The 14,528-nt window shown below is 41.6% G+C and carries 14 protein-coding genes; 10 read left to right on the plus strand and 4 right to left on the minus strand.

Translation table 11 applies throughout. The features are described 5' to 3' along the window. The first annotated feature begins 54 nt into the window (after positions 1-54). From ACFSYC_RS05110 to ACFSYC_RS05155, 10 genes are all read left to right on the plus strand, one after another. On the plus strand, positions 55-543 hold the full coding sequence (locus ACFSYC_RS05110; protein WP_377124211.1) for a T9SS type A sorting domain-containing protein: 489 nt from the start codon (positions 55-57) through the stop codon (positions 541-543). A gap of 136 nt (positions 544-679) precedes the next feature. Further along, positions 680-1,291, plus strand: coding sequence for a fumarylacetoacetate hydrolase family protein (locus tag ACFSYC_RS05115; RefSeq protein WP_377124213.1), 612 nt, complete (start codon positions 680-682; stop codon positions 1,289-1,291). Between the two features lie 124 nt (positions 1,292-1,415). Then, complete coding sequence (locus ACFSYC_RS05120) at positions 1,416-3,131, plus strand: M23 family metallopeptidase (RefSeq protein ID WP_377124215.1); 1,716 nt, start codon at positions 1,416-1,418, stop codon at positions 3,129-3,131. Continuing rightward, positions 3,131-3,595 carry a thioredoxin-dependent thiol peroxidase gene (bcp, locus tag ACFSYC_RS05125; RefSeq protein WP_377124217.1) on the plus strand — a complete coding sequence of 155 codons (465 nt, stop codon included), beginning with the start codon at positions 3,131-3,133 and terminating at the stop codon, positions 3,593-3,595. The genes ACFSYC_RS05120 and bcp overlap by 1 nt, the downstream gene beginning before the upstream one ends. A 134-nt stretch (positions 3,596-3,729) precedes the next feature. Further along, a complete protein-coding gene (locus ACFSYC_RS05130; protein ID WP_377124219.1) occupies positions 3,730-4,284 on the plus strand; it encodes an RNA polymerase sigma factor in 555 nt (184 codons plus the stop codon). Positions 4,285-4,337: 53 nt separating this feature from the next. Next, positions 4,338-5,438, plus strand: a complete 1,101-nt coding sequence (locus ACFSYC_RS05135) for a hypothetical protein (RefSeq protein ID WP_377124221.1) — start codon at positions 4,338-4,340, stop codon at positions 5,436-5,438. A gap of 9 nt (positions 5,439-5,447) precedes the next feature. Beyond that, complete coding sequence (locus ACFSYC_RS05140; RefSeq protein WP_377124223.1) at positions 5,448-5,951, plus strand: hypothetical protein; 504 nt, start codon at positions 5,448-5,450, stop codon at positions 5,949-5,951. A gap of 68 nt (positions 5,952-6,019) precedes the next feature. Next, positions 6,020-7,210, plus strand: coding sequence for an aspartate aminotransferase family protein (locus ACFSYC_RS05145; RefSeq protein ID WP_377124225.1), 1,191 nt, complete (start codon positions 6,020-6,022; stop codon positions 7,208-7,210). Positions 7,211-7,466: 256 nt separating this feature from the next. Beyond that, the gene (locus ACFSYC_RS05150; RefSeq protein WP_377124227.1) at positions 7,467-9,746 is read left to right on the plus strand and encodes a glycosyltransferase family 4 protein; all 2,280 of its coding nucleotides are present in this window, start codon (positions 7,467-7,469) and stop codon (positions 9,744-9,746) included. Between the two features lies 1 nt (position 9,747). Beyond that, complete coding sequence (locus ACFSYC_RS05155; protein ID WP_377124229.1) at positions 9,748-10,752, plus strand: glycosyltransferase family 4 protein; 1,005 nt, start codon at positions 9,748-9,750, stop codon at positions 10,750-10,752. A 57-nt stretch (positions 10,753-10,809) separates the two neighbouring features. Here the strand turns inward: ACFSYC_RS05155 and ACFSYC_RS05160 are convergent, their stop codons facing one another. The 4 genes from ACFSYC_RS05160 to trxA form a co-directional block, all read right to left on the minus strand. Next, on the minus strand, positions 10,810-11,241 hold the full coding sequence (locus ACFSYC_RS05160) for a hypothetical protein (RefSeq protein WP_377124231.1): 432 nt from the start codon (positions 11,239-11,241) through the stop codon (positions 10,810-10,812). A gap of 194 nt (positions 11,242-11,435) precedes the next feature. After that, the gene (locus tag ACFSYC_RS05165) at positions 11,436-12,926 is read right to left on the minus strand and encodes a glycoside hydrolase family 130 protein (RefSeq protein WP_377124233.1); all 1,491 of its coding nucleotides are present in this window, start codon (positions 12,924-12,926) and stop codon (positions 11,436-11,438) included. 156 nt (positions 12,927-13,082) lie between these two features. Further along, a complete protein-coding gene (locus ACFSYC_RS05170; RefSeq protein WP_377124235.1) occupies positions 13,083-14,003 on the minus strand; it encodes a DUF58 domain-containing protein in 921 nt (306 codons plus the stop codon). 82 nt (positions 14,004-14,085) lie between these two features. After that, positions 14,086-14,406: a thioredoxin gene (gene trxA / locus ACFSYC_RS05175; RefSeq protein WP_377124237.1), complete on the minus strand. Its 321-nt coding sequence runs from the start codon at positions 14,404-14,406 to the stop codon at positions 14,086-14,088. Positions 14,407-14,528: the final 122 nt, after the last annotated feature.

Below are 14,528 nucleotides of genomic sequence, written 5' to 3' on the forward strand. Positions count from 1 at the left end.
AATTGATGAAAGGTTTATTTATACTTTTGTAAAATAAAAAGCTGGTTATAGCGTATGAGGCAAAAATTTACAAACCCATTTTCATGGATAATACTAATCGCACTAGCGATGACCATGAACTATGAGCTTGCCACAGCTATACCCCAACAACAGCACGACACCATTATCTATTCGCCTTTTAAGAAAAAGCTCAAAAAGAGCCCGCTTAATTTTAGCTTGCCGCCTATAAAACCGGGCGTAATATCAACCGCTAAAGTTGTAGTACCAAGGGTTAATGATAAGTTGCTTAGCGAAGTAGAGGTTTACCCAAACCCTATTACCGACCAGATAAATATGAAATACTATTTGTCGCGCAACTCAAGCGTTACCATTAAAATGGTTGATGTGTTGGGCAACAATGTACAAACGCTATTCTCGCAAAGGCTTGAGCCGGGCGAGCAAGTACTTAACCGCACTGTAAGCGCCAAGCTTAACAAAGGTTTTTACTTTATCCGCGTAGTAGCCGGCACCGAATCGGTAATCAAGAGAATTTCCATCCTTTAGTTTACTGGCTGAATTAGCGATTTGAGTGAGTTAGCGATCATTCATTTGCAATTGATCGAATGAATGTTATCGTTAACAATTCAATTACTAAAACATTATTTAATTTAGCCCCAAGTAAATTTGACTCATTACCTATATGAAAATCATCGCTATCGGCCGCAATTATGCAGAGCATGCTAAAGAACTAAATAACCCGGTGCCAACTGTACCTGTTATTTTTTTGAAGCCCGATACTGCCCTGCTAAAAGACAACAAGCCTTTTTACCACCCTGATTTTTCTGAAGATGTACACCACGAACTGGAAGTTGTGCTTAAAATCAGCAAAGAAGGCAAGCATATTGGTGAGAAATTTGCGGCTAATTATTACGAAGAAATTGCCTTGGGTGTTGACTTTACCGCCCGCGATATTCAATCAAAACACAAAGAAAAGGGCTTACCCTGGGAACTGGCCAAAGCCTTTGATAACTCAGCACCTGTAAGCAACTTTGTAGGTAAAACCCAGTTTGCTGATATTTATAATATCAACTTTCATCTTGATGTAAACGGGCAAACCCGCCAAACCGGCAATACGCAAAATCTGCTGTTTTCGTTTGAGTATATCATTGCTTTTGTATCCAGGTACTTCACCCTCAAAAAAGGCGATTTAATATTTACCGGCACCCCTGCAGGAGTAGCCAAAGTAAATGTAGGCGACAGGTTAGAGGGTTATTTAGAAGAGCAAAAGCTGATCGACTTTTTGGTGAAGTAACTCTTCCCAGCGCGCTCATTTTGGAAGGCGAGCTTTAGGAAAGATGTATTAAAGTGCTCTTCCTTAACGATGATTTAGGAGAGGTTTTTAAAACCCATCGCCCTAAAAACTGTATTATACCTTGATGAATAAATTATTTGCTACCCTCCTACTTATAATCTGTCACCAATATAGTTTACACGCACAGGCGCTTATACAAAGCAAACCATACCCAAAAGGCTATTTTAGGTATCCGTTAGATTTGCCACCGAGCACGGCCGGTGGTTTTGGCGAGATAAGACCCAACCACTTTCACTCGGGTTTAGATTTCAGGACCAATCAGCGTAGCGGTTACCCTGTATACGCTGCTGCCGATGGCTATATCTCGCGCTTACGGGTGCAATTTGGGGGTGGCGGCAATATCGTGTATGTAGATCATCCTAACGGATACACCACGGTTTATATGCACAACCAAAGCTTTGCCCCGCAGCTGGCCAAAGCCCTAAAAGATTACCAATACAAAACACAGAAATTCGACGTAGATTTTAACCTGCCTCCTAACCAAATCAAAGTGGGCAAGGGCGATGTGATCGCTATTTCTGGTCAATCGGGCGCTGTAGCCGGCCCGCATGTACACTTCGAAATTCGCGACACAAAAACGGAACAAACCATTAACCCGCAACTTTTCGGGCTTACTATCCCCGATCAGATAGCACCTGCCATAAGCACCATGGCCGTTTATGAATTAGACGGCAAACCTTTTAGCGAAAATACGGTTCACCAGTTTTTACCAGTGAGCGGGGCGGAAGGTAATTATCATCTTACCCAAGCAAAAGTGTTGACGCTAACCGGCGCTGTGGGTTTCGGCCTGTCTGTTATTGATCAAAACAGCGCATCGGCAAACAGGTATGGTATCTATTCGCTTGAGCTAAAGTTAGATGGGGTAACGGTTTACACCTTCGCATTAGAGCGTTTTGGTTTTGACCAAACTAAGGCGATTAATGGCTATATAGACTATCCTACCTTTGCAACTACAGGCCGCTTTATACAAAAATGTTTTATCCCGCCGGGTAATAAGTTACCGCTTTACCCGCAAGCTATTGATAGGGGTATTATCAATTTTATCGACGACGCCATGCATACGGTAGAATATGTGGTTAAGGATGTAGCCGGTAATACATCGACATTAAGCGCTAGGGTACAATCAAAATCGCCCCCACCCCCACCTGCGGCCATTATTAAAGGGCCAGAAACCATCATGCATTACGATAACCGGAATGAGTTTAATATGGAGAAGGTAAAGATTGCCATAATGCCCGGCAATTTGTACGACGACGTTGATTTCAGGTATGCGCTATTGCCTAAAAAACCGGGGGCATACTCAGAAACACACCGCATTCATAACCGACTTACACCTATACACGACAAGTTTGATATTTGGATAAAGCCGGATGTTAACCTGGGCCCATTGGGCAACAAAGCAGTAATAACCGGTGCCGGTTTATGCGACAGTAGTTATTATGATAACGGCTACGTTAAAGCCCGCGCCCGTGTGTTTGGCGAATATTATATCCGGGTTGACACAGTGCCGCCGGTGATTACCCCCGTTAACATCCGTAAGGGTAGCAATTTGGGTAAAACTAAAAAGATCTTTTTCCGCATGAGTGATAATCTAACTGGAATAAAAAACTACAATGGCCGTATTGACGGCAAGTGGGTTTTAATGGAGTGGGATTACAAAAGCAAGCTGTTAAGTTATACCTTTGATGATGGCGTTAGCGATGGTAAACACACATTTGAACTATCAGTTGGCGATGGTAAAAACAACGTTTCAACATTTACAGCAGAATTTACAAGATAATGGCAACAACACTTAAGGCCGGCGATATAGCCCCGGCATTTACCGCTAACGATCAAAATGGAAACAGACTATCACTTACAGACTTTAAAGGTAAAACCGTAATACTTTATTTTTACCCTAAAGATGATACCCCGGGTTGCACTGCCGAAGCTTGCGATTTCAGGGATAATTATCAATCGTTAGCTGGTAAAGGGTTTGAAGTAGTTGGCGTTAGTACCGATGACGAAAAATCACACAAAAAATTCGAGGCCAAATACAACCTGCCGTTTCCGCTTATTGCCGATACTGACCAAAGCATTGTTGAAGCCTACGGCGTTTGGGGCGAAAAAAACATGTACGGTAAAAAATATATGGGCACCATGCGTACCACTTTTATTATTGATGGTGAGGGCGTGATCAAGGAAGTAATAGACAAGGTTGACACCAAGGCTGCAAGCCAGCAGGTGCTGGATTTGCTTGGGTAATCGTAGGAGCGGGAAATGATCTAGTCAACTGCCTTGCTCAGATATTGTCATCCAATAAAATAATAATTACTTTAGCGGAAATAGTTGTTCAAAACAAATGCCTTTAATAACTATTATACTAAAAAAATAAAAACATGGCCACACAGGTTGAAGATGCAGAGATACTAAGCAAGTTTAGGGACGAAAAAACCCGGAACGAGGCTTTTAACCTGCTTCTTGCTAAATATCAGCAAAAAATTTACTGGCACATACGTCGTATGGTTATTGACCACGACGACGCTGATGATCTGGCACAGGATGTATTTATTAAGGTTTGGAAAAACCTAGCCGGTTTCCGCAGTGACTCACAATTATACACATGGATGTATCGTATTGCCAGTAACGAGTGTATCACTTTCCTCAACAAAAAGAAACAGCGTAACAATATATCTATTGAGGACGAAGCTTATAACCTGGCTGATACGCTGGCAGATTCGAGCTACTTTAACGGAGACGCTGCACAGGCAAAATTGCAGAACGCTATACTCACCTTGCCCGAAAAGCAACGCCTTGTATTTAACATGAAGTATTATGACGACATGAAATATGAGGAAATGTCTGAAGTGTTGGGTACCAGCGTGGGTGCGTTAAAAGCATCTTTTCACCTGGCAACTAAAAAAATTGAAGCAATATTACTGGCGCAAGATTAATTTTCAAAATAGTGATTAAACCTTTTCATCTAAATTTCATCTATTAGGTAATCATGGCAAGGGATATAGAAAATAAAGAGTGGCTAAATGATTACTCACAGCTAAAACGGATAAGCACAACAAATCCGTTTACTGTGCCTAATGGCTACTTTGAGGAGTTGGATGAGCGCATAAGATCATCAGTTAAACTGGACGAAATGAAAAGCACTATTTCTCCGGACAGCTTAACTTTGCCCCAAAATTACTTCGAAAATTTAACCGAAAATATCAAAACCCGTATAGCAATAGCTCAAGTTGTGGATATTGAAAATACCGGTTTCACGGTACCTACTAACTATTTTGAAGCACTAAGTAGTAACATCACGGGAAGAATTGCTGTTGAGGCAGTTTTAAATACGGGAAACACTGGGCTTACCGTGCCTCAAAACTATTTTGAGAATCTGAGTAGCACTATTAACGGCCGCATAGCGGTTGAAAATGCGCTGAATGCAGAAAACATAGGTTTAACCGTTCCGCTAAATTATTTTGACGATCTGAGCAGTAAAATACACAGTCGCCTGGCGATAGAGAGTTTTACTAGTAGTGAAAACAGCGGCTTAACCGTACCGGCAAACTACTTTGAAGAGTTAAGCCACAACATACAAAGTCGTATTGCGGTTGATGAGTTGCTTAACACTAAAGAGACCGGCTTTACTGTACCGGCAAATTATTTTGATAGCCTAAGCAGCAAGATACAAAGCCGTTTGGCAGTGGATCAAGCGGTAGAAAAGTCGGCTAATACCTTTACCGTTCCGCCTGCATATTTTGATCGTTTAAATAAAGAGATCCTTAATAAAACGGTTACCCAGGATGCTGTAAAACGCAAAGGGGCGGTTATCAGGATGCTATCAACCCGGGGATTTAAATATGCCAGTGCGGCTTGTGTTATTTTAACGGTAGGCGCGGGTTTATTTTTCCAAAAACAAACACCACAATCTACACATGAGCAATCTTTCTTGCATCGCCAATTGGCGGATATACCAGTGAACGATATACAAACTTATCTGAAAGAGAACGTTGATGGCGGCGATACACAAAATGCAATTACATCAGAAAATTTGCACATTAGCGCAGAGGAGTTAGAAGCTGTTCTAGACGATTATACCCAGGAATAAGAAATGGCAATGACTAAGTTGTACAAATACGTTTTCGGTATAATTCTGCTATCTGCTATCAGCTACGGCGGTTATGCGCAAAATTTGCGCTCGAACCAACAGCGTAAGCTACAGCAAAAAAACTTTGCTGCGCCGGCGGCAACAAAAGTAACGCGGCAACAAAATTTAGGGTTAAGCAAAATACAAGTTGTAAAAGAAGCTTTTTTAAAAGAGGAGTTAGGACTTACTAAAGAGCAGGACACACATTTTTGGCCCGTATACCGCAAATACCAGTCGGAACTTTTTGAAATTAGACGATTAAAACGATTGAATAATTCTGACGCGCAAGCTAACGGTGCCGAACAGGTTAAAAAAGATATGGATTATGATGCCCAGCTGGTAAACATCCGCAAGCATTATAATGAGGAGTTTTTAAAAATTCTGCCATCAGAAAAAGTGAGCCAGCTGCTAAAAAGCGAACGCGCCTTTAACGATGAACTATTGCGGAAGCTGCACAGCGAAAAACAAGAATAATAATATTTTAAACATACAATAAAAAGGCTTACCGCATAAAGTGGTGAGCCTTTTGTATTTTTGGTGATATGTTAACGCTTCGCCAGTTATTTTTAGCCAACAACGCCCAAACCACTAATTTCCCCCTGCTGCTTGAGTTTGAGCGTGCGCAAGGGATAAACCTGTATGATGTTGAGGGTAAAGCATACATTGACCTAATTTCGGGCATTGGTGTTAGCAACCTGGGCCACAGTAACCTGCGGGTTATAGCAGCCATAAAAAACCAGGTTGATAAATACATGCACCTTATGGTGTATGGCGAGTACGTGCAAACACCTCAGGTGCGTTTCGCAGAGAAACTGGTATCTGTATTGCCCGACAATCTGCAATCGGTTTACTTTGTAAACTCGGGTGCCGAAGCGGTTGAGGGCGCATTAAAATTAGTCAAACGTTTTACCGGCCGCAGTCAGATATTGGCTTGCCAAAACTCTTATCATGGCAGTACCCACGGGGCTTTAAGTGTTATGGGTAACGAGGATTTTAAACAAGCATACCGCCCGTTGCTACCCGGTATAAACTTTATTGAATTTAATAACACCAGCCATCTTGATAGCATAACAGATCAAACCGCCTGCGTCATTATGGAAACCATCCAAGGTGAGGCAGGGATCCGCGTACCTGATTTCGCTTACATGCAGGCCCTGCGTAAACGCTGCGATGAAACCGGTACCTTGTTGATACTAGATGAAATACAAGCCGCTTTTGGCCGCACCGGTAAACTATTTGCTTTTGAACATTACGGCATTGTGCCCGACATTTTGTTACTGGCCAAAGCACTTGGTGGCGGCATGCCAATTGGCGCCTTTGTATCCTCAAACAATATTATGGACGCTTTTAAAGAAAATCCCATTCTTGGGCACATTACCACCTTTGGGGGCCACCCCGTATGTTGCGCAGCAGGACTGGCCGCTTTAGAAGTTTTATTAGACGAAAACCTGGTAGAAGGTGTAGCTGAAAAAGAAGCAATAATGCGCAGCCTACTCGTTCACCCGGCAATAAAACAGATCCGTGGCAAAGGCCTGATGTTGGCTCTAGAGTTGGAAAACTTCGAGCTTAATAAAAAGATAATCGACCGCTGCATTGTCAATGGCGTAATAACAGACTGGTTTTTACATTGCGACAACTCCATGCGGTTAGCGCCGCCGCTTATTATCTCTTCTGATGAGATCAGGCTTGCTTGCGGTGTGATTGTTGAGGCGATAGGCTTTTATTGTAATTGATTTTTTTCACTTGGTTTTTGTCATCCTGCCATAACGACTAGGTTTTAGCTTATATCTGCTTGATTCGCTTTCCCGAGTTTTTGACTTTTTAAAACTTGGTATGATTTGTGCAAATGTGGTGTAAATACTAAAAACGTGTAATTTATACGTAAAAACAACGCTGTTTTGAACAATAAGTATACTTTTTAGTTAGTATAGTATACACTACCCAAACCTCCATTTACATATGGAACACAGTAATACACTACGAAGAAACATGAAAATAGCTTACATCTCGACTTATCCGCCACGCGAATGCGGCATTGCTACGTTTAATCAAAATCTTGTTAAGGCTATTGGCGCTAACTATCCTGAAAAGGGAGGCCAGATCAAAGGTGATTTTGTAGTAGCGTTGACGGACTCTGATGACTTCCACGAATACGAGTATCCTGCCGAAGTAAAATATATCATCAGGCAAAACCATCAAAAAGACTATATCCGTGCGGCAAACTACATTAACACCAGCACTGCCGACGCGGTTATTATGGAGCATGAGTTTGGTATTTATGGAGGCGAAAGCGGTATTTACATATTGCCTTTACTAAATAGATTAGAGAAACCGCTGATATCTATTTTACATACCATATTAAAAAATCCAAGTTACGTACAGCGGATCATTATCAGAGAAATTGCCGAGCAATCGTCAAAAATAATTGTAATGAGCCACCGTGCAGTTGAGTTTTTAACGACTATTTACGATATCCCTAAAGATAAAATACAAATTATTGAGCATGGTGTGCCTGATTTGGAAGCACCGGAAGATAACCCGATTAAAAACTTAACACCGTTTAAAAACCGCCGTGTACTATTAACATTCGGTTTAATAAGCCGCAACAAAGGGTTAGAAACGGTAGTGCGCGCCCTGCCAAAAATTGTAAAGAATCATCCGGATGTGATGTATGTCATATTAGGCAATACGCATCCCGGGGTAATTAAAAACTCGGGCGAGGAATACAGGGATCATTTGAAGACCCTTGCTACCCAATTAGGGGTATCGCAAAATCTTGCCTTTGTAAACAAATTTGTGGCCGAAGAAGAGCTGATACAATACCTTACTGCCTGCGAGGTATATGTTACCCCATACCTCAACGAAGCTCAAATTACCAGCGGAACATTATCATATGCCGTGGGTGCGGGTGCTGCCGTAGTGTCAACTCCATATTGGCATGCAACAGAGCTACTTGATCATAATCGTGGTCGCTTGTTTGATTTTAAAAACTCTGATGCGCTGGCAGACATTGTGAATGAGCTTTTAGACCAGGAGCGTGTAATATCAGAATTAAAAGAAAATGCCTATCAGTACGGCCTGCACCTGCGTTGGCCGGTAGTTGGTGCCGAGTATATAAAAGTGGCCCAGGAAGCGTCATATGAACATGATTTTCGCGATAAGATACTTAAGAACAGCATCGTCGACCCCGAAATTATGCCTAAGTTTAGCTTGGCGCACGTGTTGCGTTTAACCGACGATACAGGTATCGTGCAGCATGCTAAGTACGGTATCCCTAACCTAAAAGAGGGTTATTGTTTAGATGATAACGCACGCGCACTGATCATGGCTATTATGGCCCATAATCGCAGCGATAGCAAAGAGGCTTTTAGGTTATTGCCTATTTATTTAAGCTATATCCATTACGTACAAACCGACGATGGTAACTTCCGTAATTTTTTAAGTTTCAGCCGACAGTATTTAGACGACATCGGTTCAGAAGATTCATTTGGCCGTACCATCTGGAGTTTGGGTTATCTAATAGCCTATGCATCCAGCGACTCGTACAAAGAGTTTGCTACAGAATTATTCCAACGCTCTATCCCGCATTTCGGCGCTTTAAGATATTTACGGGGCATGGCCAATAGTGTTATCGGCATAGCTTTATATTTGCAGGTTCACCCTACAGATGAGGGCATGGTAGCCGAAATGGTGAAACTAACAAAACCGTTGGTTGATGCTTACGAGAAAACCCGTGCTGACGATTGGGAGTGGTTTGAAGCCGAAATGACCTATGATAACGCCATTTTACCCTTAGCACTGCTACACTCAAGCCAGATAACCGGCGATGAACATGTGAAGGAAATTGCGCTTACGACAATGGCGTTCCTTGACGAACTTACATTGGCTAACGGTTACCTGATTCCAGTTGGCAACGAAGGCTGGCACCACCGTGGGGGCACAATGCCAATGTACGATCAGCAGGCTATTGAGACTATGGCTATGGTGTTAATGCATTTCCAGGCTTACCAACTATTGCGTAAACCGGAGCATATTGAAAAAATGTTCTTATGCTACAAATGGTTCCTGGGCGAAAACTCACTGCGTGCCCCTTTATATGACCACGAAACCAAAGGCTGCTGCGACGGTTTGTTACCAACCGGTATTAACCGTAACCAAGGTGCCGAAAGTACGCTGGCGTACCTCATATCGCACTTAACGGTATTGCAAGCATTCGAGTTAGAGTACGAGTATAACCGTTATCCCCAGAGATTAGTTAGTGCTAAATAATATGAAGGTAGCAGTATTATCTCCCGTTGCCTGGCGCACACCGCCCAGGCATTACGGGCCCTGGGAACAGGTGTCGTCAAACATTGCCGAAGGCCTCATAAAACTTGGTGTTGATGTTACCCTTTTTGCTACCGGCGATTCGATAACCGCAGGCAAGCTTGAATCAGTCTGTGAAAAAGGATATGAGGAAGAACGTGGACAGGATGCCAAGGTTTTAGAGTGCCTGCATATCAGTAACCTGATGGAAAAGGCCGGCGAGTTCGATATCATCCATAACAATTTTGACTTTTTGCCCCTCACCTACTCTGGTTTAATTAAAACGCCGCTGATAACTACCATCCACGGTTTTTCATCAGAGCGAATTGTCCCGGTGTATAAAAAGTATAATTCAAGAGGGCATTATGTGTCCATCAGCAATAGTGACCGCAGTCCGGAACTAGAATATCTGGCAACTGTTTATAATGGGTTGGATACAAAAGATTTTATATTTAATAACAACCCCGAAGATTACTTACTTTACTTCGGACGTATTCACCCGCATAAAGGCACCGTAGAAGCAATTGAGATAGCGAAGAAAACTAAGAAAAAGTTATTGATTGCGGGAATTGTGCAGGATGAAGGGTATTTTAAAGAAAAAGTTGAGCCTCAACTAAACGACCAGATACAATACATAGGCAGTGCGGGACCCGACAAACGAAACACGTTATTAGGCAATGCCTTGGCGCTGCTACATCCTATTAGTTTTGATGAGCCTTTTGGCTTAAGCGTAGCCGAAGCAATGCTATGCGGCACGCCGGTAATAGCATTTAACCGCGGATCAATGCCTGAATTAATAAAGGATGGTGAAACCGGCTTTTTGGTTACAAATGTAGATGAGGCGGTAAGTGCAGTGGAAAGCCTGAAAAGCCTAAACCGCCAGGATTGCCGCGAGTGGGCCAACACCCAATTTTCGTGTGATAAAATGGCGGCAGATTATTTTAAGTTATATCAGAAGATATTGGGCTAAATGCCCTCCTTTAAGGATAACACTTACGAAGGTTTTATTACCTCGTAAGTGTAACCATTAGGCGGTCAACTCAATATTGTTGCCTAAGTTATTCCCTACTTCATTTTCCACATGGGGGTCATAGTTCATTAATGGCCTTAGTTTAATCTCTTGTGCGTTATCATTTTCCGTGTCGGCGTGCTGGTAAGTTTGCACAGGGACATGCTCCGCGTATTTATATCCTAAGCGTTTATTCTCCTCTTCTATAAAACCAAACAGTTCTCCTAAACTGGCATGCACTGCCTGCAGATATTTATAGTTGGTAGAGGTAAGGCATTTGCCTACATCATCGGGGCCCTGTCCGGGTTCGCAAAAGTTCAGTTTCGTAATTATGCCATTAATTAACTCTACCTCAAACTTACCCTCGTTATGCCAGATAAGTTGATTTTTTATTTCTCTGAAATGATCCATAGGTTTGATAAGTTTAGCCTCATACACATATTGTAACATACAGGTTAGTAAACAATTACAACCGTAAAATCTATCGCAATGGATATGCCAAAATTTTTAATATTTCTAAATATCCGTTTAGAGATATTAAATATGGATTTTTAATATTTGAGGGAAGCCCATTAGGCTTTTTCGGGGCAATTGGCGTATATTATTTGCTACATAACCCTTGAGTTATGTAGCAAATAAGTAGGTTATTTCTTTTCGGCGGCGGCTGTTATCAGCGCGTCTTCTTTAAACTTGTCTATCAGTTCGGCCAGGTCAATTTCGGCAAACGATGTCGAATAATCCGATAAGCCGTAAGGAATGATCAGTTTACCATTGTTGATGATAGATCCGCAAGAGTAAATTACATTTGGAACGTAGCCTTCGCGCTCGTCGCTGTTTGGTATCAGTATAGGCTCCCTTAAACGTCCAATCTCTACTTCAGGGTCTTCAAGTTTTAGTAAACTTGCACCCAAAACATAGCGGCGCATTGGGCCTACACCATGGGTTATTACTATCCAGCCATGCTCGGTCTCAATTGGCGATCCGCAGTTGCCTATCTGTACAAATTCCCAGTTAAATTTAGGTTTTTGCAGTAGTATAGGTTTCTCCCAAATATTGATCTTGTCAGAATACATGATGTAGTTGTTACAACCATCAATGCGGGATATCATGACAAACTTACCATTGATTTTTCGCGGAAACAGGGCCAGATTTTTGTTCTGAGCGCCGGCACCATACAAAGGCATTATCTTAAAATTATAAAAATCAGTTGTTTGCAATAGTTTGGGCATAATCAATGCGCCATCATAAGCTGTATATGTTGAATAATAAACGCGGCTCCCGTCTTCATTCTTAAACTCAACAAAGCGGGCATCTTCAATACCCTTACGTTCGTACTCTGATATCGGGAAAATTACACGGTCTGATATATCGGTATCCAAAGAGAACACAATTTCATAATAGGAATCGGCCAGCCATAAAACTTTATCATACTCCAGCTTCATCATATCACTCTCTTGCAACTTTTGCGAGTCGATTATGATACGACGGAGGTTTGAATACTCAAAATGATGGTCGAGCTTATCTTCCAGCTCCTTCAAAACGCCGATATTTATCTGCGTAATAGCTGCTTTATCAAAAAATAGCTTTTTGTTGTACACCGCGTTACGTACAATTTCGGCCTCATCAATATAGTTACCAGCAGGTAATACAGTGATATTGTTGTTTTTATCAATCAACGCACGGCGGAAGGTGATAGAAGAAATATGCCCCTCGCCCACGGCTCTGAAACTCATAATTACGCGGCGTTCGCCCACAGTTAAGTCGCTTTGATCCGGATCTTCAACAATTGATGGATTGAAAAATGCAGCCGACTCAATTGAATATTCGTGGGTGAAATATGACCCTATTAACAACTTACGATAAACGGTAAGTGTATCAAAATCGATATTTAGTTCGCTAAAAAATGGTTTTAATTTGCTGCAATGGCGGTTTAAAACACGCGTTATGTTACGGTGGCGTTTAGAATATTCTTGCAAAAGCGGCGATATGATGCTGAATGCTTCTTCTTCGCTTATGGCCATTACACGTTCTAAAACCTCTTTTGCCCTGTCGTTTCCGTTAAAAAAGAACCTTGCTATTACACGTTTCGAATCTGGATTTACTCTTACTGGTTTACGTTCTACGGCTAACTTCATATATATGTATAGTGCGTTTTATAATTAACACAGCTTTAAACAAATTGATTTGGGTTTTTATAAATAATGATTGAAGCGCGAATGGGTGAATGAGTGAGCTTTTTTATACATATCAGTCGGCATTCGCTCATTCAAAATTCACTTATCCACTTACTATCATATCATACTATTGCGTTTAATCAAATACGATTTTAATAAGTTGTAAAAGCCATCCTGTATGGGCGCATCTACTATGTCGATATGATATTGGGCACATTTTAACTCAAGTTCTCGTTTGTAGCGTTTCAACTGGGTTTGGTAAGCTTCACGGATCTTTCCGGGATGCACTTTAACTTCGTCGCCGCTTTCAATGTCAATAAAATGATGCGGCCGGTTATCAAAAGCGAAGTCTAGCTCTTTTTGCTTGTCGTTTACATTGAAGATTACCACCTCATGCTTTTTAAATTTCAAGTGCTGAATTGCGGCAAACAATGCATTCATTTTTTCAGAGTCGAGATTATTCTCCAGCATATCACTAAAAATAATAACCAACGATCGTTGATGCACCTGCTGTGCTACCTGGTGCAATACATTGGTAATGCTGGTGCTGGTGTTCTTTTTAGGTTCGCTGTAAAGCTTCTCCAGCTCGGCATACAGGTAAAACAAATGGGCCGAGGTTGACTTTACCGGGCTCATCCAATCCAGCTTGTCGGAAAATAAGCCAAGGCCAAAAGCGTCGCGCTGTTTTTTAAATAAGTACATCAGCGACGCAATGGCGTAGATAGAAAACTGCAGCTTATCAGTGCCTTTGTCCGGAAAATTCATCGATGATGAACAATCCAACAATAGATAGCAACGCAGGTTGGTTTCTTCTTCAAACTGTTTAACAAACAACTTTTCGGTACGGGCCATTAGTTTCCAGTCGATATTTTTAACCGACTCACCATTATTGTATAAACGATGTTCTGCAAACTCTACAGAAAAGCCATGGAACGGGCTTTGGTGCAAGCCGGTTATAAAACCTTCAACTACCTGGCGTGCCAGCAACTCAAGGTTTGCCAAATAGCGTATTTGCTGATCATCATTTAATTGGCCCATAATAAAACGAATGTAATTAAAAGCCCATAAAAAAAGCGCTACAAAATTGTAACGCTTTAAGACTATCTATTGTATCTGCCTATTAAGCCAGTTGCTTGTCTAATTTACCAGCTAAAACTGATTTTGGCACAGCACCAATCTGTTTGTCAACAATTTCGCCGTTTTTAAAGTATAATAAGGCAGGGATATTACGAATGCCGTATTTAACCGAAATGCCGGGGTTATTGTCAACGTTAACTTTACCCACTACTGCTGTATCGGCATATTCTTTTGCTATTTCCTCAACCACAGGGCCAACCATTCTACAAGGGCCACACCATTCTGCCCAAAAGTCAACCAATACGGGTTTATCTGATTTAAGCACAAGCTCTTCAAAGTTTGCGTCTGTTATTTCTAAAGCCATGATTTTTTTATTTATAGTTCAACAAATATGAGTATTCAAATAGCTTGCCACAAGTACCACCATGACAAACTGACAAAGAAATTACTAACATACAGCGGTTTTAAACACTTTGATGTTGGCTT

The organism is Mucilaginibacter antarcticus (genome assembly GCF_042686155.1).
GTDB lineage: Bacteria > Bacteroidota > Bacteroidia > Sphingobacteriales > Sphingobacteriaceae > Mucilaginibacter > Mucilaginibacter antarcticus.